Below are 21722 nucleotides of genomic sequence, written 5' to 3'. Positions count from 1 at the left end.
ACCTGACGCCCAATGTGAAGCACCCGGGGGGAGGGCTGTTTACTGTGAACCTCAACAGCTACACCGCACACGAGGTTCACCGTGGAAAAACTGCAAACCACTGCCACCGTGTTGATCGTCCCTGGCCTGCGCGACCACGTCGCCGACCATTGGCAGACGCTGCTTGCCAGCCGCCTGGCGAAGGTGCGCAGCGTACCGCCGCTGAAGGTTGACGGCCTTTGCTGCAACGCCCGGGTAGAGGCGATCCAGCGTGAACTGGAGCAGATCGACGGCCAGGTGCTGTTGGTGGCACACAGTGCCGGCGTACTGATGGTCGCCCACTGGGCCGCGCGTTACGGGTGGCCGATCAAGGGGGCTTTGCTGGCTGCACCGCCAGACCTCAACGCCCAGTGGCCGGCGCACTACCCAAGCCCGGCCAGCCTGGCCGCTCAGGGCTGGTCGCCGTTGCCAACCACCGCGCTGCCGTTCCCGAGCATTGTCGCGGCCAGCAGCAATGACCACCTGGCCAGCTACGCCGCCGTTAGCGAACTTGCCCGCCGTTGGGGCAGTGAGCTGGTCAACCTGGGCGCCGTCGGCCATCTCAACCCGGCGTCCGGTTTCGGCCCTTGGCCGTTGGCCGAGGCCCTGATCCGCCGTCTGGACGCCGATACCCTGCAGTAACGCATGGACGCCCCAGCCACGCCCGCAACAGACGGGCGGCGTAAAAAACAATAACAATACGTGGAGCCATCGTAATGCCAGAACACCGCATTCACCATGCCGTGAAGCCACAGCGCTGCCTGCTCGCCTGCGCCGTCGCCCTGCTCACGCTGCCCGCCGCCCAGGCCGTCGAAGTCGAGACCGGCAATGAAGACTGGGCCGTGCGCTTCGACAACACCGTCAAATACAATTATGGCGTGCGCACGGAAAGCGCCGACAAGCGCATGCTGGGCACGCCCAACAGCAACGACGGTGACTACAACTTCCGCAAAGCCGGCACCAACATCACCAACCGGGTCGACCTGCTGACCGAGCTGGATGTGGTGTATCAGGGCAACACCGGCTTTCGCATCAGCACTGCCAGCTGGTACGACAAGGCCTACGACAACACCGGTTCCAACAGCAACCCGTTCGTCAATGGCAACGGTGATCAGTCGGGCATCAGCCCCAGCCTCAATGGCCTGCCGGGTACTGGCATACCCTTGGGCAGCCCGCACCTGAGCAACTACGCCCAGCGCTACTACAGCGGCCCCTCGGGCGAAGTGCTGGATGCGTTCGTCTTCATGAGCCGTGATGTGGGCGAAGCGTCGCAGGTCAGCGCCAAGCTGGGCCAGCACAACCTGTTCTGGGGGGAAACCTTGCTCAACCCCGTGCATTCGCTGAGCTATGGCCAGTCCGGCCTGGACCTGGCCAAGCTGGCGGCCTCGCCAGGCACCGAGGCCAAGGAGCTGTTCGTACCTCGCAACCAACTGTCGACCTCGTTTCTGGTCAACTCCGAACTCACCCTGGGGGCCCAGTACTTCTTCGATTGGGATGCTGCCCGCTTGCCCGAAGCGGGCACCTATTATGGCGGCGCCGATGTGGTAGGCGAGGGCGCGCAGAGCTTCCTGCTCGGCCACACCGGCACCCCGGGGTTGATCCCGGTGCGCGGAGCGCTGACCACCATCCGCCGCGGCCATGACCTGACGCCCGGCAAGCGCGGCGACTGGGGCATCATGGCCAGGTGGTCGCCGCAATGGCTGGACGGCACCCTCGGTTTCTACTACCGCAAGACGTCCGAGATTCTGCCCCAGGCCTGGCTCGATGCGCGCGGCATGACCGTGGCCAGTGGCCCTTTCGGCAACCCGCCAGGCAGCCGCCAAGGGGCGGTCGGTAACCTGTACAACTCGCTGCAAAGCACCACTTACCAGTTCGCCTACGCCGACAACATCGACATCTATGGCCTGAGCCTGTCCAAGGATGTGGCCGGCATCAGCGTCGGCAGCGACCTCAACATCCGCCACAACATGCCGCTGGCGAGTATCCCGGCAATCGTCAGTGCCCCCGGCCAAGGTGGCCTGGGTGGTGGCTTCGGTTTACTGCCGGCGCGCCTGCCCGGCAGCGGGGTGGTCTACGACGTGCCCAAGGATGGCGACAGCCTGAGCGCCACTGGCGACACCCTGCATTTCACCGTCAACGGCCTGATGACGATAGGTGACACACCGCTGTTCGACTCGGCAACCCTGCTGGGAGAGCTGTTCTACAGCAACCTGCTCAAGCTCGATAGCCACAACGAGGCGTTGTACAAAGGCAAGGCCAGCTACCGCGGCATCGACAAGGTGACCCGCGACAACTGGGGTATCGCCGTCAACTTCACACCCACCTGGTACCAGGTGTTGCCGGGCATGGACCTGAGCCTGCCGTTGTCGGTCAACGTCGGCCTGGACGGTGTATCGCCGGTGCAAGGTGGCGGGGCCGAAAACACCGGCAATTACGCGGTGGGCTTGAGCGCCGCGATCTACAACCAGTACTTCGTCGACCTCAAGTACGTCGACAGCTTCGGTGAGACCAAGCGCTGCAAGGACGGCCAGACCGACGGCAGCACCCCCAATGCCCTGGACGGCGAACAGGATTACACCTGCTACGGCGGCGGCTACGCCTCCTTCTCTGGCGGTGGCGCCACCACCGAAGACCGTGGCGCGCTGTACCTGACCGTCAAGACGACCTTCTGAGTCCTGTTTCCTACTGCTTACACAGGAAGACAACCATCATGATCTTCGTACGTACCTTGCTGGCTTCGTGCCTGTCGCTGGCCGCGCTCAACGCCGCCCAGGCTGCCGTTTCCCCTGACCAGGCTGCACACCTGGGCACCAACCTGACCACCCTCGGCGCAGAAAAGGCCGGCAATGCCGACGGCTCTATCCCGGCTTACCAAGGCGGCCTGGTTACCCCGCCGGCCAGCTATCAGAGCGGCGCCAGCATGCGCCCCGACCCGTATGCCGGCGAGAAGCCGTTGCTGGTCATCGATGGCAAGAATGCCGATCAGTACAAGGGGCAACTGACCGCCACCACCCTCGAACTGCTCAAGCGCTACCCCAGCTACCACGTTGACGTGTACCCGACGCACCGCAGCGTCGCGCTGCCGCAGGCGGTGCTGGACAACACCCGCAAGAACGCCACCGGAGCCAAAAGCCAGGAGGGCGGCACTGCAGTGGACAATGTGCTGCCGGGCATACCGTTCCCCATTCCGCAGAACGGCGCCGAGGCCATGTGGAACTTCCTGCTGCGCTACCAGGGCGTGAGCATGACCGCCAAGTACGACTCCTGGAACGTCGATGCTGCCGGCAAGCCGACATTGTCGACCACCGGCCAGGCTCACATCAGTTACCCGATCTATGAGGACATGGCCAAGCCGATCGGCGCAAAGGACACCTATTACCAGATGAAACTGGTGTACACCGGGCCCGCACGCCGTGCCGGTGAAGCAATGATGCTGCGCGACGCTGCCAACCCGCTGGTGCAGCCGCGCAGCGCCTGGCAGTACCTGCCGGGCCAGCGCCGGGTCAAGCTGGCGCCTAACCTGGCCTACGACACGCCCAACCCAGGCACCTCCGGCTCTGGCACCTACGATGACGTGTTCGTCTTCAACGGCGCGCTGGACCGCTACGACTGGGCCCTGGTCGGCAAGCAGGAGATGTACGTGCCTTACAACACCTACCAGCTGACCTACAACACCGATGTCAAGCAGTTGATCACCCCCAACCACCTGGCGCCACAGTTTGTACGCTGGGAAAAACACCGCGTATGGGTGGTGGAAGGCAAGCTCAAGGACGGCGCGCGTCACATCTACCACAAGCGCCGCTTCTACCTCGATGAGGACAGCTGGATCGCGCTGGCCTCGGACCAGTACGACGCCCGTGGCCAGCTGTACCGGGGGTCGTTCGCCTTCCTTACCCAGAGCTATGACAAGCAGACCCCGGACGCCACACCGTTCATGATCTACGACCTTATCGGCGGCACCTACAACCTCAACGGCGTGGTCGGTGCCTACGGCGGCATTCGTTACATCGACCCGTTGTCGAAAACCCAATGGTCGCCCGATTCGCTGGCCGGCAACGGCATTCGCTGAACGCACGGAGCAGAGGTTCCAATGTCTGTCTTCAAACGATGCAGCGTGGTAATGCTGGCTCTGGCTGCGCTGCATGGCGCGGCCCATGCAGCGCCATTCACCGATGTGCTGGATGTGCCCGCCATGCCCAGCGCCCTTGCCAGCAGTAGCGCCCTGCGTGATGTGACCTTGGCCGGGCAGCGCCTGGTCGCGGTCGGACCGCGTGGGCACATCCTGTATTCCGATGACCACGGCGCGCACTGGCAGCAAGCCCAGGTGCCGGTCAGCGCAGACTTGAATGCGGTGAGCTTCGCCACGCCCGAGCTGGGCTGGGCGGTGGGCCACGACGGTGTGGTCCTGCACAGCCGCGACGGTGGCATGCACTGGCAAAAACAGCTGGACGGCCGGGTACTGGCCGAACAGCTGCCAGGCGCGGCCACCGACAACGCCTTGCTCGACGTGTGGTTCGACGATGCCCGCACGGGCTACGCGGTGGGGGTGTTCAACCTGCTGCTTCGCACCACGGATGGCGGCAAGCACTGGCAGCCCTGGCTCGACCACAGCGACAACCCGCAAGGCCTGCACCTGACCAGCCTGGCCGCGGTGGGCGACGAGCTGTACATCACGGGCGAGCAGGGCCTGTTGCTGAAGTGGGACGGCAAGCGCTTCGTCCGCGTCGTCACCCCCTACGCCGGCACCCTGTTCGGCGCCGTCGGCAAGCCCGGTGTGCTGCTGATTTACGGCCTGCGCGGCCACGCCTACCGCAGTTCCAATGGCGGCCAGCAGTGGCAACGGATCGACACCGGAATCAACGCCAGCCTCACCGCCGCCGGTGTCGACCGTGACGGGCAGTTCTGGATTGCCAGCCAGGCCGGTGACCTGCTGCTCAGCCGCGATGACGGCGCCAGCTTCAGCCCGGTAGCCCGCAGCCCCCGCAGCCCCGTCACCGCACTCGTCAGCGATGCCGGGAACGGCCTGGTGCTGGTGGGCGAGCGTGGCGTGCGCAACCAGGCCGGTAACCCCACGCAGCACCCCTGACAAGAGAAGACCCTGATGGCCGCTACCCGCCAAGATACGCTTCCGGTAATCCGCAACCTCGCCGATTTCGACCCGCACTCGGGCAATTGCCTGGAACGCCTGGTGTTCAACCATCGCTGGCCATTTCTGCTGTGCATGCTGCTGGCAACGTTGGTACTGGGCTTCATGGCGGCGACGCGCCTTGAGCTGCGCCCCAGCTTTGACAAGATGCTGCCGCAGAGCCATCCCTACATACAGCACTACCTGGAAAACCGCGCTTCGCTGCGCGGATTGGGCAATGCGGTACGGGTGGTGGTAGAGAACACCCACGGCGATATCTTCGACCCGGGTTACTTGCAGACCCTGCGCCATATCAACGACGAACTGTTCCTCAGCCAAGGCGTGGACCGGGCATGGGTGAAGTCATTGTGGAGCCCGGCGGTGCGATGGACCGAGGTAACCGAGGAGGGGTTCCAGGGCGGCCCGGTCATGCCTGACGGGTATCAAGGCGCAGCCGGCGATATCGAACAGCTCAGGCAGAACATCGAGCGTGCCAACATCGTCGGCAGCCTGGTAGCGCGCGACTTCAAGTCGAGCATGCTGGTGGTGCCGCTGCTCGACCAGGACTCAGCCACCGGCAAAGGCCTGGACTACCATGCCTTTTCACAAAAGCTCGAACAACTGCGCAGTCAGTACCAGGCCGGCGGCCAGTACCGCATTCATGTGATCGGGTTCGCCAAGCTGATGGGCGACCTGATCGACGGCCTGATCCAGGTGATGGCGTTCTTTGCGCTGGCTGTGCTGACCAGCCTGGTGATCATCTACTGCTATACCCGCTGTGTGCGCAGCACCTTGCTGGTGGTGGTGTGTTCGCTGACTGCGGTGGTATGGCAGCTGGGTATCGTCGCCTGGCTGGGCTATGCCATCGACCCGTATTCGATCCTGGTGCCGTTCCTGATCTTTGCCATCGGCGTGTCGCACGCGGCGCAGAAGATGAACGGCATCCTTCAGGACATAGGCCGCGGTACGCACCGGCAGATTGCCGCCCGCTATACCTTCCGCCGCCTGTTCGTGGCCGGGGTCACCGCACTGCTGGCCGATGCCGTGGGCTTTGCGGTGCTGATGCTGATCGATATTCCGGTAATCCAGGACCTGGCAATCACCGCCAGCATTGGTGTGGCGGTGCTGATTTTTACCTCGTTGCTGTTGATGCCGGTGGCACTGTCCTATGTCGGTGTGGGCCGCAAGGCTGCCGAGCGAGCGCTACGTATCGATGCTCGCGCGGATCAGCACCGTGGCTTCGGCCGGCTGTGGGACCTGCTTGACCGATTCACCGAACGCAAGTGGGCCTGCGCTGCACTGCTGGCTGCCCTGGCGCTGGCCACCCTGGGCATCTGGGGTAGCCTCCAGCTGAAAATCGGCGACCTCGACAGTGGCGCCCCCGAGCTGCGTGCGGACTCGCGCTACAACCGCGACAATGCTTACATCACCCAGCATTACGCACTGTCCAGCGATACCTTTGCGGTCATGGTCAAGACTGCCCCCGAAGGCTGCCTGCAATACCAGACATTGATCCTCGCCGACCGCCTGGCCTGGGAGCTGCAGCAACTGCCGGGTGTGCAGACCACCGTGTCGCTGGCAAACGCGGTGCGCCAGATCACTGCCGGTACCTACGAAGGCAACGCGCGCCTGAACAGCCTGCAGCGCAACCAGGACGTGCTCAATTACGCCGCCCAGCAAGCCTCGGTCAACGCCCCGGAGCTGTTCAACAACGACTGTTCGCTGATGCCGGTGATCGCCTACCTCAAGGACCACCGCGCCGACACGCTGGCCCAGGTGGCTGTAGCGGCTGAGCGTTTCGCCCAGGCCAACAGCAATGCTGACCACCAGTTCCTGCTGGCCGCCGGCAGCGCCGGTATCGAGGCCGCCACCAATGTGGTGGTGCGCGAGGCCAACCACCGCATGCTGTTGCTGGTGTACCTGGCGGTGACCCTGTTCTGCCTGGTCACCTTCCGCAGTTGGCGAGCGACGCTGGTGGCAATCCTGCCACTGATGCTTACTTCGGTGCTGTGCGAGGCGTTGATGGTGGCCATGGGCATTGGCGTCAAGGTTGCCACCTTGCCGGTGATCGCTTTGGGGGTGGGCATTGGCGTGGACTACGCGCTGTACCTGCTGAGCGTGCAGTTGCACTACCAGCGCGCCGGCCTGAGCCTGGCCCACGCCTACCAGAAAGCACTGGCCTTCACCGGTCGGGTGGTGGGGCTGGTCGGTATCACCTTGGCCGCTGGCGTAGCCGGCTGGGCCTGGTCGCCGATCAAGTTCCAGGCCGACATGGGCCTGCTGCTGACCTTCATGTTCCTGTGGAACATGCTCGGCGCGCTGGTGCTGATACCCGCGTTGTCGCACTTCCTCCTGCGCGGCCAGGGCGCCCCGGCAGCTGCCGATGCCCAGGCGCCGGCGCTTTCGCAAACCCAAGAAACCGAGTGCTCGCCTCATGTCTGATTACCTTGCGCCATTGCGCGACATGGATTTTCTGTTCAACGAAGTGTTCGACATCCCGACCTGGTGGGCGCAAACGCCCCTGCTGGCCGAAGTGGTCGATGCTGACACTGCCCGGGCCATCCTCGAGCAGGCCGGCAAGCTGATTGCCGAGCGAGTGGCGCCGCTCAACCACAGTGGCGACGAGCAGGGCTGCCGCTGGGAGGCTGGCCAGGTACGCACGCCCGACGGCTTCGCCGATGCCTACCGGGCATTTGCCGCTGATGGCTGGGTAGGTGTGGCCGGTGACCCGGCCTACGGCGGCATGGGCATGCCGAAGGTGATCGGCGCCCAACTCGAAGAGATGCTCAATGCCGCCAACCTGTCGTTTGGCCTGTACCCGATGCTGACCGCCGGGGCCTGCCTGGCACTGCGCAACCATGCCAGTGAGGCTTTGCAGGCGCTGTACCTGCCACCCATGTACCAAGGGCGTTGGGCCGGTTCGATGTGCCTGACCGAGCCCCACGCGGGCACCGACCTGGGCCTGATCCGCACCCGGGCACAACCCATCGCCGACGGCGGCTACCGCATCAGCGGCACCAAGGTCTTCATCACTGGCGGCGAGCAGGACCTGACCGAGAACATCATCCACCTGGTGCTGGCGCGGCTACCGGATGCCCCGGCCGGCCCCAAAGGCATCTCGCTGTTCCTGGTGCCCAAGGTGCTGGTCGACGCCGACGGCGTGCTTGGCGAGGCCAATGCAGTGAGCTGCGGCTCGATCGAGCACAAGATGGGCATCAAGGCCTCGGCCACCTGTGTGATGAATTTCGACGGCGCCATTGGCTACCTGGTCGGCGAGCCGAACAAGGGCCTCAATGCCATGTTCACCATGATGAACTACGAGCGCCTGGGCGTGGGTATACAGGGGCTGGCGCTGGGCGAGCGGTCTTATCAGGGGGCCATCGCTTATGCCCGTGATCGTCTTCAAGGCCGCGCGCCGTCGGGTGTCGAAGCGCCGTCGCAGCATGCCGACCCGATCATCGTCCACCCGGACGTACGCCGCATGCTGCTGACCATGAAAGCGTTGAACGAAGGTGGGCGGGCATTTTCCACCTACGTGGCGTTGCAGTTGGACCTGGCCAAATACAGCGACGACCCGGCTACACGTGCCAATGCCGAGGCCAAGGTGGCGTTGCTTACGCCGGTAGCCAAAGCGTTCCTTACCGACATGGGGCTGGAGACTACCCTGCACGGCCAGCAAGTGCTGGGTGGCCACGGCTATATCCGCGAGTGGGGCCAGGAGCAGTTGATTCGTGACTGCCGCATTACCCAGATCTACGAAGGCACCAATGGCATCCAGGCGCTCGACCTGGTAGGGCGCAAGCTGTTTGGTGATCGCGGCAAGGCCTACCGCGGCGTAGCTGACGAAATCGTCAGCTTTGCCCAGGCGCTGCCAGTGGCGCATGCCGAGTTCAGTGCACCACTGCTGGCTGCCGTGCACAACCTTGACGAACTGAGTGCGTGGTTGCTCGACCGCAGCCAAGGCAACCCGCGCGAGCTTGGCGCATCGGCGGTGGAATACCTGCACGTGTTTGGCTACACCTTCTACGCCTACCTGTGGGCGCGCATGGCCGTGGTGTGCCAGGGCCACGCGGCACCTGAGCCATTCCACCTGAGCAAGCTCGGTACCGCGCGCTTCTACTTTGCACGCCTGCTACCACGCATCCATTCGCTTAGCGCCAGCGTCAGGGCCGGCAGCGATAGCCTGTACCTGCTCGAGGCCGTGCAACTGTGATGGCCGCCAACATGCTCACCACACGCGTCATGCCCCGGGCCGAGCAAGCCTATGACTATCCGCTGCTGATCAAACGCCTGCTGCTGTCGGGTGTGCGCTACCAGCCCAACCAGGAAATCGTCTACGCCGACAAGCTGCGCTACACCTACACCACGTTGCTGGAACGCATCCAACGGCTGGCCAACGTGCTGACCACGGCCGGGGTCAAGCCTGGCGACACGGTGGCATTGCTCGACTGGGACAGCCACCGGGCACTGGAATGTTTCTTTGCCGTGCCGATGCTGGGGGCGGTGTTGCATACGGTAAACGTGCGGCTGTCCAGCGAGCAGGTGCGCTACACCATGAACCACGCCGAGGATCGGTGGGTACTGGTGCATGACGACTTCCTGCCATTGATACAGCAGCTGCGTGCAGACCTGCCGACCGTCGAGGGCATCATCCGCCTCAGCGACGGCGCTGCCGCCGCGCAGACAGTGCCTTTGCTGGGCGAATACGAAGCCATGCTGGCGGCGGCAGCACCACAGTTCGAATTTGCCGATTTCGACGAAAACTCGCTGGCCACCCTGTTCTACACCAGCGGTACCACCGGCAACCCCAAGGGTGTGTACTTCAGCCACCGGCAACTGGTGCTGCATACCCTGGTCGAGCAGGGCACCTTGGCCGCATGTGGCGAGGTACCGCTGCTGCGCACTGGCGATGTGTACATGCCGATCACGCCCATGTTCCACGTGCATGCCTGGGGCGTGCCCTATGTGGCCACGGCGTTGGGCATCAAGCAGGTCTACCCCGGGCGTTACGAGCCCAACCGCCTGGTGCGCCTGTTCCATGACGAGGGGGTGACGTTCTCCCATTGCGTACCGACGGTGCTGCAGATGATGCTCGACAGCGAGCAAGGGCGCTGCACCGACCTGACTGGCTGGAAGATGCTGCTGGGCGGCAGCGCCCTGACGCTGAGCCTGGCCCAGCGTGCCAGCGGGCGCGGCATCAGCGTGCATTGCGGCTACGGCATGTCGGAAAGCTGCCCGCTGCTCAGCATCACCCACTTGAGCATCGACTTGCTGGCACAGCCCATGGCGCAGCAACTGCCGCTGCGCATCGATGCCGGTGTGCCGATTGCCATGGTGGACCTGCGTATCGTCGATAGCGAGGGCAGGGAAGTACCGCACGATGGCGCAAGCCTGGGCGAAATTGTGGTGCGCGCGCCTTGGCTTACCCAGGGTTACCTGCACGAGCCGGAGCAAGGCGCGGCGCTGTGGCTGGGTGGCTGGATGCACACTGGTGACCTGGCCTGTATCGACCCGCTGGGCGTGGTGCGCATTCGCGATCGCATCAAGGATGTGATCAAGACCGGTGGCGAGTGGATCAGTTCGGTGGCGCTGGAAAACCTGATCAGCCAGCACCCGTCCGTCGCCTCGGTCGCGGTCATTGGTATTCCTGATCCCCAGTGGGGGGAACAACCTTTGGCCCTGGTGGTCTGTCATGACAGTGTGCAGTTGGACCAACCGGCATTGGCCAGGCACCTGCAGCCGTCTGTCGACAGCGGGCACCTGACCAAGTGGGCGGTACCGCGGCAGGTGCGGTGTGTGGACGAGCTCCCCAAGACCAGTGTCGGCAAGATCGACAAGAAACGCATTCGCCAGACAGCAATCTAGGCTTTTCAGCCAGTACCTAGAGGTGGCTTGCGATGCTTGGGGGCGCTTTGCGCCCCATCTTGTTGCCTGGTGCGGTCTTTGCCAGAGCGACCTTGGGTCGCGATGGGCTGCACAGCAGCCCCAAAACCCCGCCAAACAAGGGAATGGCGGTTGACTTAAGTTCACCCAGGTAAAGTTAGGTTAAAGCGGCCACGGCATATACACGGATCAGTATTGTGGTTTGTACTATCCGGTTAAAGATGCCATTGATGAACACACTTCCGACGCAGCCAAGCGCTGAACGCGGGGCGTTCTCCGGTTTCGAGGCGTGTCGCAATTCCCAGCAGGGCCCCGTGGTGATCCTTGCCTCCGGCGCTTCTGCCAAACATTTCCCGCTGGGCGAGTTTGCGCATTTGCCCATCATTGCCATGAATGGGTCGGTCGCCATGACCGCCGAACACGGCATCAAACCCTTCTTCTACGTGTGCACCGACAAAAGCTTTTGCCAGCAGCAGCCGGCCTTGTTCGCCATTGCCTTGCGCGACAGCGAACGCCTGGCCCTGTGGCCAGAGCAGTATGCGCGCGCCAATGTGCCAGCCCACACCCAGTGTTATGCCTTGCACAAAGCCGACATGCCGAGCCTGCTGGACGGTTTGCGCGGCCATGGGGACAGTTGCGTGTGCAACCGGGCACTGTGGAGCAAACGCAGCCGCTCGATTGCCTTCAGCAAAAACCTGGCCCAAGGCTTTTACGATGCCCGCACGGTGGCTTATGTGGCCTTGCAGTTGGCCTATCACCTGGGTTTCGAAGAAGTGCTGCTGGTAGGTGTTGACCTTGATCAGAGCGTCGGGCGCTTTTACGAGGACGGCCAGGGCCAGTGTTCGCCGTGCGGGCTCGACCAGCACTGGGACAGCCGCATCCTGCCGTCGTTGAAGTTGATGGCCAGGGAAGTGGTCAGCGAGCATTTTCACGTCTACAACCTGTCGGCAATATCACGGATTCCCGCTGAGCTGATCCCCAAGGTCAATCTCAGCCAGGCGCGGCACATTGCGCGCTGCGCAAATACCTGAGCAAGAAAGCGGGTGCATGAAAAACTGTGGATGCGTACAGTGGGCCGATCGCAACTTGCAGGAGCCGGCTATGTCCAGCGCATTCACGATCATGCCATCGCCCGTCGGCATGCTGACCCTGGTGGCCCGTGGCAATTGTCTGGCAGCCGTATTGTGGGAAGAGGAGCGGGAAAACCGCGTTCGCCTGGGCGCAGTGCATCGGGACGACCAGTGCCCGGTACTGCGGGAAACCGCTCGCCAGTTGGGCGAGTACTTTGACGGCAAGCGCCAGCGTTTCGAACTGGCGCTGGACTTTGCCGGAACTGAGTTCCAGCGCCAGGTGTGGGCTGCGTTGCTGGCGATACCGTTCGGCGAAACCCGCAGCTACAGCGACATTGCCCGGCAGCTTGGCAACCCCGGGGCGGTGCGCGCAGTAGGCGCCGCCAATGGCCGCAACCCGATTTCGATCATCGCCCCGTGTCACCGGGTAATCGGCGCGTCGGGCAGCCTGACCGGTTTTGCCGGTGGCCTGGCGGCCAAGCAATACTTGCTGGCGCTTGAGGGCCGGCAGAGCCTGGCGCTGGACCTTTAGGGCTTCAGCCGAACCAGCTGGCGATCAGGCAGGCCAGCACGGCCAGCACCGAACCGGCGATCAGGGTGTATTGCCGCCGTGCCTGACGTGCGCGGGGCTCGACCTCACGCAGGTACTCTCCGGGCGTAGGCGCATCGGGCCGATGGCGCAAGCCCTCGGCCACATCGGCAAGTTGCCCCTGAATCAGCAAGCCGACCAGGCAGTAGGTGCAGGCGTAACTGAGCAACGCTAGAAACAGATAGATCATGCAGGGTACGCGTCCAACGGCAAGGTGATCGCGCTGGCACTGCGGGTGTCGAGTACGATCAGCCCTTCACTGTGGTCATCCAGGCTGGCCAGCAAGTGCCCCTGGCTATCCCATGCTGCCGAACCGCCGGCACCGATGAAGGTGTCGGCCGGCCCCACACAGTTGGCCATCAGCACCGGCATGCCCAGCTCGCGTGCCACCTCTGGGTAGTGCGCGTATCCCTCGCGGATACCCTTGGCGGTTTTCGCAACGCTGACCAGGTACAGGTCGGCACCGCGCTCGCGGGCCAGGGCGGCATGCGCCATGAACATCGATTCGTAGCAGATCGCCGGCGCCAACCGGTGTTCACCCACCTCCAGCAGCAATGCCTGATCACCTGGGGTGAAGTAAGGCAACTCATCATCATGCAAGCGCTGCTTGGCATAGGCCTGGCGCGGCGCCCCAGGGCAGAAGACGGGCATGCCGATACGTATGCCGTGGGGCGTTGGCAATGGCAGGCCCACGGCAAGGGTAATGCCCAGGCGGTCGCAGGCTGCCTGCAGCGGGTCCAGGCGCGCGGAGGTGATGGGCAGGGCGGCCTGGCGCGCCATACCCGGCTCATAGCCGGTCAGCGACAGCTCGGGGAACACCACCAGTTCGGCACCCAGGGCAGCAGCCTGCTCGATGCAAACCAGATGGCGCTGGAGGTTGCCTGGCAAATCGCCCTTGAGCGACACCAGTTGTACGGCGCACAGTTTCATCAAGACCCTTCCCTGGCAGAGGTTCAAACGCCGAGCATACTATCGGCACTAACGCCCGTTCCAGTGAAGGGTTTTTCAGGAAGCCCCGGGTGCGCAGCGAACGCACATCGATCTGCGCAGCCACGGTACCTTGTGCCATGCTGTCCAGTGACAGCGCCATGAGCACGGTACGCGCGAAGGTGGGCAGGGTGCTACCAGCGGAGGAACACTGTAATGGCACGGTTTCGGCGGATGATCGCCAATATCCGGGGACGGGACCTGGCGGTGGGCGATATCCATGGCCACTTCCAGCGCCTGCAACAATGCCTGGATGCGGTAGGGTTCGATCCGGCGGTGGACCGCCTGTTCAGCGTGGGTGACCTGGTCGACCGTGGGCCGCACAGCGAGGCCGCACTGGAATGGCTGGCCCAGCCTTGGTTCCATGCCGTCCAGGGTAATCATGAAGCCTTGGCAATCACCCGCGTGCGCGGTGGGCGGCTGGACCTGGGCATGTACCGCGCCGCCGGGGGGGGCTGGTTTCTCGACTTGCCGCGGCGCGAGCAACTGCGTTTCGTGGAGCGTTTCGAGCAGTTGCCGATTGCCATGGAAGTGGAGAGTGCAGACGGCCTGGTAGGCCTGCTGCATGCCGACAGCCCGTTTGCCGACTGGGCAGACTTACGCTCGTGGCTGGAACTGGATGACGACCCTGAGGTGCGCCAAGTGTGCCAGTGGTCACGTCGGCGCCTGAAGGAGGGGGACACCCAACCGGTGCAGGGGCTGCGAGCCCTGCTGGTCGGCCACACCCCGGTGCTGGAGGCCAAGCTGCTGGGCAATGTGTGGCACCTGGACACGGGGGGCTGGGCCAGCGGCCATTTCACCTTGGTCGACATGCGCACCTTGCAACGGATCAGCCCCGAGCCAGATGCAGCAACAACGCCCCTGCCAACATCACCAGCATGACCCCCGAGGCCCGCTCCAGCCACGCCAGGCTGCGGGCGAATCGCCGCAGTACCCGCTGGTTGCCGATGACCACGGCAACCAGCAAGTCCCAGAGCAGGACGATGCTGAACATCCATAGGGCGTAGGCCGTTTTCCAGCCGGGGCTGACGCTGGCGACCATGCTGGCCAGGCTGGCATAGAACAGCGCGTTCTTGGGGTTGAGAATGCCGGACAAGAAGCCCATGCCCAAACTGCGCCACCAGCCATGAACCCGCTGGCTGCCTGCTACTGTGCCCAGGCTGGTTTGCCCGGCATGGCGCAGGAACAGCGCGCCGATGTACAGCAGGTAGCTGGCGCCGGCCAATTGCAGGGCGGTGAACAGCAGGCTGCCCTGCTGCAGTACCGAAAGCCCGGTGAAGGCGATGACGATGAACGCGCCATTGGCCAACGCTATGCCCAGGCAGGCACCGCTGGCGATGCGCCAGCCGCTGCTGATTGCGTTGCGTGCGACCAGGAAAAAATCCGGGCCAGGTGAGAGCAGGGCAAGGAAGTGGGCCAGGGCGATGATCATGAATTGTTGCATTGGAGGCTGCTCTACGGAAAAAACCGCAGTCTGCTGCCGGGCCTGTTCTGGCGTATTGAACAATATTGCACGTGCAGCAGCCTTCAGTTTCCTCGGTACTGCCCTGGCGTAACCCCCACATGGGCCTTGAACACCCGCTGGAAATGGCTCTGGTCAGCAAAGCCAAGCTGGTAGGCCACTTCTGCCAGGGCCAGCCCTTCACTCAACAGTTGCCGCCCGCGATTGACTCGGGCATTGAGCAGGTAGGCATGCGGGGTAAACCCGGTCGCTGCTCGAAACGCGCGGATCAGTTGATAGCGCCCAAGCCCCGCCTCCCGCGCCAATACCTCCAGGCTCAATTGTGCAGGGTCCTGGTGTTCGATGCGTGCAAGCAATCCGCTCAAGGTGGCTGCTTCCAGGGCGGGGGCCGCTGCCAGCGGTGGGTGCGCGGAGAAATCCAGGTCCCCAAGAAAAGCTATCAGCGCGGCATCTTTCTCGCCGTTGCAGGCACTGGAAAACAGTAACCCGTTCAGATCGCAGAACTGCCGATATACCTCAGCCTCCCTGCAGATACGCACCGGTTCGCCGGCTTCGATACCGCCAAGACCCGACTCCAGGCGTAACTGCGTCAGCCAGTCGGCATCCACATGCAGCATCTGATAGCTCCACGCCAGGCCGGATGCCGGGTTGCAGGCATGCACGCGGTGGGGCGGGACCAGTACCAGTGTGCCAGGTGCCAGGTGTTGCTGCCCGTCGACCGCCCCGGTGAAATGGCTGTGGCCAGCATCCACCGCACCGATGGAAAACGTCGGGTGGCTGTGGGCCTTGTAGCAGGCCCGGCTGTGGCAGGCGCGCCGGCTTTCGACATGTGCCAGGGCCGGGTCGCGCCACAGGGTGGCGTGGGAACGGGGCATTACAGGCTCCTCGGTATTGTCGGCAGGGTAACAGGTGTCGCGCACCCGTACAGTTTTTATCGCCGGCTGTTACTTGACCGCAGGGCCCGGAACGCGCCGAAATAGCGGGCTGTTGTCAGAGGAAAACGAGAATGGACCTTCCAAGCCTGCTGCTCTTCATCCCTGCCTGCTTCGCCTTGAACATGGCGCCAGGACCTAACAACCTGTTGTCACTGCACAACGCCAGCCGTTACGGCCTGCGCACCGCCTGCGTGGCCGGCGGCGGCCGTATCCTTGCCTTCTGCGGCATGATCGCCCTGGCCGCGATGGGTCTGGCAGTGGTGTTGCATACCAGCGAATACCTGTTCCTGGCCATCAAGGTGGTGGGCGCGGCCTACCTGTTCTACATCGCCTGGCAACTGTGGCGCGCCCCCGTGAGCGAGACCGTGGTGGCAAGCGATCACCCAGGCGGCACTTGGCGCCTGGCGCGCCAGGAGTTCTGGGTGGCGGCCGGCAACCCCAAGGCCATCCTGATCTTCACCGCCTTCCTGCCGCAGTTCGTCTCGGTCGGTAGCAGTACCCCGGTGAGTGAGCAGTTCCTTTGGCTGGGTGTGTTGTTCCTGCTGCTGGAATGGGCGGCCATCGCCATCTACTCAGGCCTGGGCGCCTACATGCAGCGTTGGTTCAGCCAGCCCGGCCCACGCCGGATGTTCAATCGGGTCAGCGCTTCCTTGCTGGGCTGCGCGGGCGTCGGTCTGTTGGCGGCGCGCCGCTAGAACTGCCAGCGCACGCCCAGGTTCACGCCGCTGGCTTCCTGCTGGCGGCTGTCCAGGTTGGCGGTGTACTGCACGCCGCCATGCAGGCTCAGCGCTTGGTTGACCTGCGCAACCACTCCGCTTTCCAGTTGCATTGAGGTATAGCGGTAGTCGGTCTTGATCGTGTCTGCGTCATCGAAGGTCAAGGTGTCGCGCCCACCGTCGCCGTGCCACAGGTTGACCTGCGCAAAGGGCTGCAACAGGCGCCCGCTGCTTCCTGTGAACGCACCCTCCAGGCGCAGGCCCAAGCGGCCGGTCAGCTCGACCTGGGCGTCATGACTGATGCGCGAGACGCTGTCGCTGGCGCTGTCCAGCGCGACCTTTTGCGCAATCAGCTGCGCTTGCGGTTCCACGGTCCAACGCTCGGACAGGGTGATGGGGTAGCCCGATTCCAGTGAAGCCGTCCAGGCGTGGCCGTCGAGGTTCAGCGTGTCGCCACGGTCGGAGCGGGCGCGGCCATCCAGGCGGGTGTACTGCAACACCGCGTCCACGTAGGCGCCCTGTGGCCCGACCAGGGTCCAGTACGTGCCCACGCTATCACCATCGAGCTTCAGGTCGCCCACGCTGCGGTTCTGTACGGCCAGGGCAAAACCTTTGACGTCGGCGTTCAGGCGGCTGTGGCTTGCGTAGATACCGACATGCTGGCGGTAACCGCTCTCGCCAACCTTGGCATACAGGTCCTGACCCACTTTGAAACCGTACAGGTCGCCATCCAGGCTCGGGTTGACCGTGCCGCTCCACTGCTGGCGCAGCGTGCCGCCGTAGGCTTGCCCCCAGCTGGCGGGCAGGGCGCTTTCACCCTGCAGTAACAGCTGGTCGCCCTGGCGCTGGTGGAAGGTGCCCAATGCCTGACGGGCGATGATCGCGGCACCCCGTGGCGCTGCGGCATAAACCGGCACCTCGGGACGGTACAGCGGCAGGCTTTGGCCCAGCACCGGCGCAGGCAGCTCGACCTGGCCGGGCGCTGGCGCAGCGACGGGCGGAGTGACGGCCGGGGCGATCACGGGTGGTTCGCCCGGTGCCGGCACAGGGGCCTGAGCGGGTGGCGCAACCAGCGTCGAGCGCAGGTACCAGCTGTTTTCACTGCCGGCAGTGACGCCCCCTTTGAACAGCCGATAGTCGTAGGCACCGGCCGATAGCGTCTGGGTCTGCACAAAGGCGGTGGCCGTGCTGGTGGCGCCGTCACGGGCTTCGACCACCTGGATGCCATTGCGCGCAGTCGCCGCACCTGCGCCGTTGAGGTTGTTGATGAGCATGTGGGTAGAGCCGGCGATGGCGCCGCGGCTGACCACCAGGCGATCGGAAGCCGCGCCATCGCCGGCCAGCACGCTGTTCAGGCGCAGGGTGCCGTTGTCGCCGGTGTAATCGCCCTCGATGTTCAGGCGGCCCATGGCATCATTGCCGGCTGTGAGGTCAAGGGTACCTGCGTTGCTGACCGAGGCGCGCTGGCCTGGGGCAAACGCTGTGATCACTCCTTGGCGTGACGTGATGCTGCTGCTGGCGTCGAGGGCGAGGCTGCCCGTGCTGCTGTTGGTGTCGCCCAGTACCAGCGTGTCATCCAGTGTCAGCCGGCTGCCGTTGTTCAGCGCCACGCGCTCCCAGTTCACATAGTGGGCACCGCCGGCCGGCTGGCTGGCATCGAACGTCAGGCTGTCGTTACCGTCGCCGCCGTCCAGAGTGATACTCAGCACCTCGGGCGTGAGGCCTTTGAGCAGTGCCGTGTCATCACCTGGCCCCGCATCCACGCGCCCGCCAATACGGCCTCCGTCCCAGGTGAAGCGGTCGTTGCCAGTGCTCAGCAACAAATCGCCGCCAACCTGGCCACCGTGCACCAGCACCTGGTCATCGCCACCGCTGACGCTGATGTTGCCGCCGATGTTGCCATCGAAGACTTCGATGTAGTCCTTGTCGAAGGCCGTGATGACGTTCCTGTCGACGCTGCCGCCACGCATGATGAAGGTGTTCTCGTCCAGCCGCATGTTGACGTTGCCGATACGCCCGTCGTCCATTTCGGCATAGTCGCCGCTGTCGAACGTGCCCTTGATCCAGCCGCCGGTCATGTGAAAGGTGTCCAGGCCATCACCCTGGTTGAGGTTGCCTTCGATGACGCCGCCGCTCATGACGAAGTCATCGATGCCGGCGCCCTGGTTGACGTTGCCGCCGATGCTGCCGGAGGCCATGTCGATGCTGTCTTTGCCGGCGCCGAAGGTTACGTCGCCGGTAATGGCGCCGCTACCGGATGCCGGGAATACCAGGCGGCTATCGCCGCTGGTGTCCACCAACGTGGGTGCGGTACCGCTGTCACATGTGTAGGTGTCGTTCCCCGGGCCGGGTGCGAAGGTGCAATTTGCTTGGGCGGGCATGACCATGCCCAGCAGCGGGAGCGAGCCCAGGGTCAGCATCAGGCGTAGACGCATCAGGAAAACCTCCATTCTCCAGGGAGACCTGCGCATCAAGCAGGGCGCGCAGGGTTACCGGGGTTGTATAGAGGAGTGCGTCACGACCACAACTGGCAAAAATGTCAGGTGGCAAAGGGCTAGCGCATTAGTCGCGGTAGAACGTTTGCACCAGGTGGTAGCCGAATTTGCTCTTGATCGGCCCGTGTACCACACGCAAAGGCTTCTTGAAGATCACCTGGTCGATGGCCCCGACCATCTGCCCTGGGCGAATCTCGCCCAGGTCACCCCCACGCTTGCCTGATGGGCACAGCGAGAACTTTTTGGCGAGCACGTCGAAAGCTTCGCCGTTGGCGATGCGCTGCCTGAGCTTTTCGGCTTCGTCAGCGGTCTTGACCAGTATGTGGCGGGCTTGGGCTTTCATGGGCTACCTGTGCATCGGGGAAAAAGGCGGCATTATGCCTGATTGAATCCCGTTGAAGCGATCACGCCCAGATGGCCGCAATGGATGTCAGGTCTTCAGCTCTGCGCGATCGCGAAACTGATCAAGCGCCTCCGGGTTGGCCAGGGCATCGGTGTTCTTCACCGGCAGCCCATGCACCACATCGCGAATCGCCAGTTCCACCAGCTTGCCACTGATGGTGCGCGGTATGTCGCTGACCTGGGCGATCACCGCCGGCACATGGCGGGGTGTGGTGTACTGACGTATCACCTGGCGAATGTGCTGGCGCAGGGCTTCATCCAGCTGCAGGCCGTCGTGCAGGCGCACGAACAGCACCACCCGCACATCCCCGTTCCAGTCCTGGCCGATGGCCACGCTTTCTACGACCTGTTCGACTTTTTCCACCTGGCGGTAGATCTCCGCCGTGCCAATGCGCACGCCGCCCGGGTTGAGCACGGCGTCGGAGCGACCGTGGATCACCATGCCCCCGCTGGCACGCTGCTCGGCGTAGTCGCCCTGGGCCCACACCCCCGGAAACTGGCTGAAGTAGGCATCGTGGTAACGGTGACCGCCCGGGTCGTTCCAGAAACCGAGTGGCATCGACGGGAAGTTGCGCGTGCACACCAGTTCGCCTTTTTCATCCACCACGGGCTGCCCCTGCTCGTTCCACACCTCCACCGCCATACCCAGGCCTTTACACTGGATTTCGCCACGACGCACAGGCAGGGTCGGGTTGCCCAGCACGAAGCAGGAGACGATATCCGTACCGCCCGACATCGACACCAGCCACAGGTCGGCCTTGATCTTGTCGTACACATAGTCGTAGCTGTGCGGTGACAGCGGCGAACCGGTGGACAGCAGCAGCCGCAGGCTGGTCAGGCAGTGGCTGGTGGCAGGTTCCAGGCCTGCCTGCTCCAGTGCCGCCAGGTACTTGGCGCTGGTACCGAAGGCGTGGATGCCCTCGGCCTCTATCAGGTCCAGAAGGCGCCCGGGGCCTGGGTGGAACGGCGAGCCGTCATACAGCACCAGCGTGGCACCCACCGCCAGGCCGCTGGCCAGCCAGTTCCACATCATCCAGCCGCAGGTGGTGTAGTAGAACAGCACGTCATCGGCCTTCAGGTCATTGTGCAGGCCGTGTTCCTTGAGGTGTTGCAACAGCACGCCTCCGGCGCGATGGACAATGCACTTGGGCACGCCGGTGGTGCCACTGGAATAGAGGATGTACAGCGGGTGGTCGAACGGCAGCGGGGTGAAACGGGGCTCGCCGCCGGGCTGGAAGAAGTCATCCCACAGGCTGACGTTGGCTGCCTGGAATTCGTCTGCACGCGTGCCTTTGCGGGTATGGGGCACCACGATCAGCTGCTCCAGGCCAGGCAACTGCGCGCACACCTGGTTGACCTTGGTCACCTGGTCGATGGCCTTGCCGGCATACTGGTAACCGGCGCAGACGATCAGCAGCTTGGGTTCGATCTGGCCGAAGCGGTCGATGATGCCGTGCACGCCGAACTCGGGCGAGGAGGTAGACCAGACCGCGCCAAGGCTGGTGCAGGCGAGCATGGCCACCAGTGTTTGCCAGGTATTGGGCATGATGGCGGCTACCCGGTCGCCCGGGACGATACCTGCAGCCTTGAATGCCGTTTGCAGGCCGGCCACCTGTGCGGCCAGTTCGGCATGGGTGAACACTTCGCGCTGGCCGTCTTCGCGTACGGCGACCACGGCCGGGCGGTCGTCGCGGCGGCGCAGCAGGTGTTCGGCAAAGTTCAGGGTGGCATTGGCGAACCACTGTGCATCGGGCATTTGCGGCCCTTCGCTGAGTACCTGGCTGGGCGGGGTATGCCAATGAACGTGGAAATACTCGGCAAGGGTGTGCCAGAAGGCGGGCCGCTGTTCGATACTCCAGCCGTGCAGGGCCTGGTAGTCGTTGAGTTGCAGGTTGTAGCGCAGGTTGACCCGGCGGCGGAAGGCATCCATCCGGCTGGCCTCGATCTGCGTTGTGGACGGGCGCCAGAGCACATCGTTCATGCCGAATCTCCTTCACCGGATAAAGCAGGCTCAGTGCAGGATCAGCCGTGTGTCGCGGA

General features: G+C 64.0%; 18 protein-coding genes. 11 read left to right on the top strand and 7 right to left on the bottom strand.

The annotated features are described in order from the left end of the window. Positions 1–81: 81 nt before the first annotated feature. The 9 genes from LVS58_RS12795 (at position 82) to LVS58_RS12755 (ending at position 12628) form a co-directional block, all read left to right on the top strand. Positions 82–660 (top strand): RBBP9/YdeN family alpha/beta hydrolase, encoded by a 579-nt coding sequence (locus LVS58_RS12795; protein WP_233691395.1) that lies wholly within the window; start codon positions 82–84, stop codon positions 658–660. A 74-nt stretch (positions 661–734) separates the two neighbouring features. Then, positions 735–2690 (top strand): DUF1302 domain-containing protein, encoded by a 1956-nt coding sequence (locus LVS58_RS12790; RefSeq protein ID WP_233691394.1) that lies wholly within the window; start codon positions 735–737, stop codon positions 2688–2690. Between the two features lie 38 nt (positions 2691–2728). Further along, entirely contained in the window at positions 2729–4087 is a 1359-nt protein-coding gene (locus tag LVS58_RS12785; protein ID WP_233691393.1) for a DUF1329 domain-containing protein, read from the top strand. A gap of 21 nt (positions 4088–4108) precedes the next feature. Further along, positions 4109–5104, top strand: coding sequence for a WD40/YVTN/BNR-like repeat-containing protein (locus LVS58_RS12780; protein WP_233691392.1), 996 nt, complete (start codon positions 4109–4111; stop codon positions 5102–5104). A gap of 15 nt (positions 5105–5119) precedes the next feature. Then, positions 5120–7585 (top strand): efflux RND transporter permease subunit, encoded by a 2466-nt coding sequence (locus LVS58_RS12775; RefSeq protein ID WP_233691391.1) that lies wholly within the window; start codon positions 5120–5122, stop codon positions 7583–7585. Further along, entirely contained in the window at positions 7578–9356 is a 1779-nt protein-coding gene (locus tag LVS58_RS12770) for an acyl-CoA dehydrogenase C-terminal domain-containing protein (RefSeq protein ID WP_233691390.1), read from the top strand. The genes LVS58_RS12775 and LVS58_RS12770 overlap by 8 nt, the downstream gene beginning before the upstream one ends. 11 nt (positions 9357–9367) lie before the next feature. Further along, positions 9368–11008, top strand: a complete 1641-nt coding sequence (locus LVS58_RS12765) for a fatty acid--CoA ligase (RefSeq protein ID WP_442796458.1) — start codon at positions 9368–9370, stop codon at positions 11006–11008. Between the two features lie 248 nt (positions 11009–11256). Next, positions 11257–12057 carry a lipopolysaccharide biosynthesis protein gene (locus tag LVS58_RS12760; protein ID WP_233691388.1) on the top strand — a complete coding sequence of 267 codons (801 nt, stop codon included), beginning with the start codon at positions 11257–11259 and terminating at the stop codon, positions 12055–12057. A gap of 70 nt (positions 12058–12127) precedes the next feature. Next, complete coding sequence (locus LVS58_RS12755) at positions 12128–12628, top strand: methylated-DNA--[protein]-cysteine S-methyltransferase (protein WP_233691387.1); 501 nt, start codon at positions 12128–12130, stop codon at positions 12626–12628. Between the two features lie 4 nt (positions 12629–12632). On the opposite strand, the gene LVS58_RS12750 is transcribed toward LVS58_RS12755, so the two are convergent. Next, a complete protein-coding gene (locus LVS58_RS12750; RefSeq protein ID WP_233691386.1) occupies positions 12633–12875 on the bottom strand; it encodes a hypothetical protein in 243 nt (80 codons plus the stop codon). Beyond that, positions 12872–13615: a carbon-nitrogen hydrolase family protein gene (locus LVS58_RS12745; protein WP_233691385.1), complete on the bottom strand. Its 744-nt coding sequence runs from the start codon at positions 13613–13615 to the stop codon at positions 12872–12874. Before LVS58_RS12745 ends, LVS58_RS12750 begins: the two co-directional genes overlap by 4 nt. 213 nt (positions 13616–13828) lie before the next feature. Between LVS58_RS12745 and LVS58_RS12740 the strand changes: the two genes are divergently transcribed. Continuing rightward, the gene (locus LVS58_RS12740) at positions 13829–14554 is read left to right on the top strand and encodes a serine/threonine protein phosphatase (protein ID WP_233691384.1); all 726 of its coding nucleotides are present in this window, start codon (positions 13829–13831) and stop codon (positions 14552–14554) included. Here LVS58_RS12740 and LVS58_RS12735 read toward each other — a convergent pair. After that, positions 14502–15116 carry a LysE family translocator gene (locus LVS58_RS12735; RefSeq protein ID WP_233691383.1) on the bottom strand — a complete coding sequence of 205 codons (615 nt, stop codon included), beginning with the start codon at positions 15114–15116 and terminating at the stop codon, positions 14502–14504. The two genes, LVS58_RS12740 and LVS58_RS12735, sit on opposite strands and share 53 nt — an antisense overlap. 83 nt (positions 15117–15199) lie before the next feature. Further along, the gene (locus tag LVS58_RS12730) at positions 15200–16009 is read right to left on the bottom strand and encodes a helix-turn-helix transcriptional regulator (RefSeq protein ID WP_233691382.1); all 810 of its coding nucleotides are present in this window, start codon (positions 16007–16009) and stop codon (positions 15200–15202) included. A gap of 131 nt (positions 16010–16140) precedes the next feature. On the opposite strand from LVS58_RS12730, the gene LVS58_RS12725 reads away from it, so the two are divergent. After that, positions 16141–16764, top strand: coding sequence for a LysE family translocator (locus tag LVS58_RS12725; protein WP_233691381.1), 624 nt, complete (start codon positions 16141–16143; stop codon positions 16762–16764). Here the strand turns inward: LVS58_RS12725 and LVS58_RS12720 are convergent. The 3 genes from LVS58_RS12720 to LVS58_RS12710 all read right to left on the bottom strand — a co-directional run bounded on the left by LVS58_RS12720 (position 16761) and on the right by LVS58_RS12710 (position 21663). Further along, on the bottom strand, positions 16761–19235 hold the full coding sequence (locus LVS58_RS12720; protein WP_233691380.1) for an autotransporter family protein: 2475 nt from the start codon (positions 19233–19235) through the stop codon (positions 16761–16763). The two genes, LVS58_RS12725 and LVS58_RS12720, sit on opposite strands and share 4 nt — an antisense overlap. A 112-nt stretch (positions 19236–19347) precedes the next feature. Next, the gene (locus LVS58_RS12715) at positions 19348–19623 is read right to left on the bottom strand and encodes a peptidylprolyl isomerase (RefSeq protein ID WP_014860332.1); all 276 of its coding nucleotides are present in this window, start codon (positions 19621–19623) and stop codon (positions 19348–19350) included. Between the two features lie 87 nt (positions 19624–19710). Then, positions 19711–21663: an acetoacetate--CoA ligase gene (locus tag LVS58_RS12710; protein ID WP_233691379.1), complete on the bottom strand. Its 1953-nt coding sequence runs from the start codon at positions 21661–21663 to the stop codon at positions 19711–19713. Positions 21664–21722: the final 59 nt, after the last annotated feature.

The organism is Pseudomonas sp. JR33AA, assembly GCF_021378985.1.
GTDB lineage: Bacteria > Pseudomonadota > Gammaproteobacteria > Pseudomonadales > Pseudomonadaceae > Aquipseudomonas > Aquipseudomonas alloputida.
Note: the sequence above shows the minus strand (reverse complement) of the source record. Positions and strands in the feature narration are given on the sequence as shown.

What these genes read in the sequence shown, in the direction of transcription:
- LVS58_RS12735 (WP_233691383.1), bottom strand. Translation starts at nt 15,116, where the DNA reads ATGCAACAATTCATGATCATCGCCCTGGCCCACTTCCTTGCCCTGCTC.
- LVS58_RS12730 (WP_233691382.1), bottom strand. Translation starts at nt 16,009, where the DNA reads ATGCCCCGTTCCCACGCCACCCTGTGGCGCGACCCGGCCCTGGCACAT.
- LVS58_RS12750 (WP_233691386.1), bottom strand. Translation starts at nt 12,875, where the DNA reads ATGATCTATCTGTTTCTAGCGTTGCTCAGTTACGCCTGCACCTACTGC.
- LVS58_RS12710 (WP_233691379.1), bottom strand. Translation starts at nt 21,663, where the DNA reads ATGAACGATGTGCTCTGGCGCCCGTCCACAACGCAGATCGAGGCCAGC.
- LVS58_RS12755 (WP_233691387.1), top strand. Translation starts at nt 12,128, where the DNA reads ATGTCCAGCGCATTCACGATCATGCCATCGCCCGTCGGCATGCTGACC.
- LVS58_RS12770 (WP_233691390.1), top strand. Translation starts at nt 7,578, where the DNA reads ATGTCTGATTACCTTGCGCCATTGCGCGACATGGATTTTCTGTTCAAC.
- LVS58_RS12715 (WP_014860332.1), bottom strand. Translation starts at nt 19,623, where the DNA reads ATGAAAGCCCAAGCCCGCCACATACTGGTCAAGACCGCTGACGAAGCC.
- LVS58_RS12780 (WP_233691392.1), top strand. Translation starts at nt 4,109, where the DNA reads ATGTCTGTCTTCAAACGATGCAGCGTGGTAATGCTGGCTCTGGCTGCG.
- LVS58_RS12765 (WP_442796458.1), top strand. Translation starts at nt 9,368, where the DNA reads ATGCTCACCACACGCGTCATGCCCCGGGCCGAGCAAGCCTATGACTAT.
- LVS58_RS12725 (WP_233691381.1), top strand. Translation starts at nt 16,141, where the DNA reads ATGGACCTTCCAAGCCTGCTGCTCTTCATCCCTGCCTGCTTCGCCTTG.
- LVS58_RS12785 (WP_233691393.1), top strand. Translation starts at nt 2,729, where the DNA reads ATGATCTTCGTACGTACCTTGCTGGCTTCGTGCCTGTCGCTGGCCGCG.
- LVS58_RS12720 (WP_233691380.1), bottom strand. Translation starts at nt 19,235, where the DNA reads ATGGAGGTTTTCCTGATGCGTCTACGCCTGATGCTGACCCTGGGCTCG.
- LVS58_RS12790 (WP_233691394.1), top strand. Translation starts at nt 735, where the DNA reads ATGCCAGAACACCGCATTCACCATGCCGTGAAGCCACAGCGCTGCCTG.
- LVS58_RS12760 (WP_233691388.1), top strand. Translation starts at nt 11,257, where the DNA reads ATGAACACACTTCCGACGCAGCCAAGCGCTGAACGCGGGGCGTTCTCC.
- LVS58_RS12740 (WP_233691384.1), top strand. Translation starts at nt 13,829, where the DNA reads ATGGCACGGTTTCGGCGGATGATCGCCAATATCCGGGGACGGGACCTG.
- LVS58_RS12745 (WP_233691385.1), bottom strand. Translation starts at nt 13,615, where the DNA reads ATGAAACTGTGCGCCGTACAACTGGTGTCGCTCAAGGGCGATTTGCCA.
- LVS58_RS12775 (WP_233691391.1), top strand. Translation starts at nt 5,120, where the DNA reads ATGGCCGCTACCCGCCAAGATACGCTTCCGGTAATCCGCAACCTCGCC.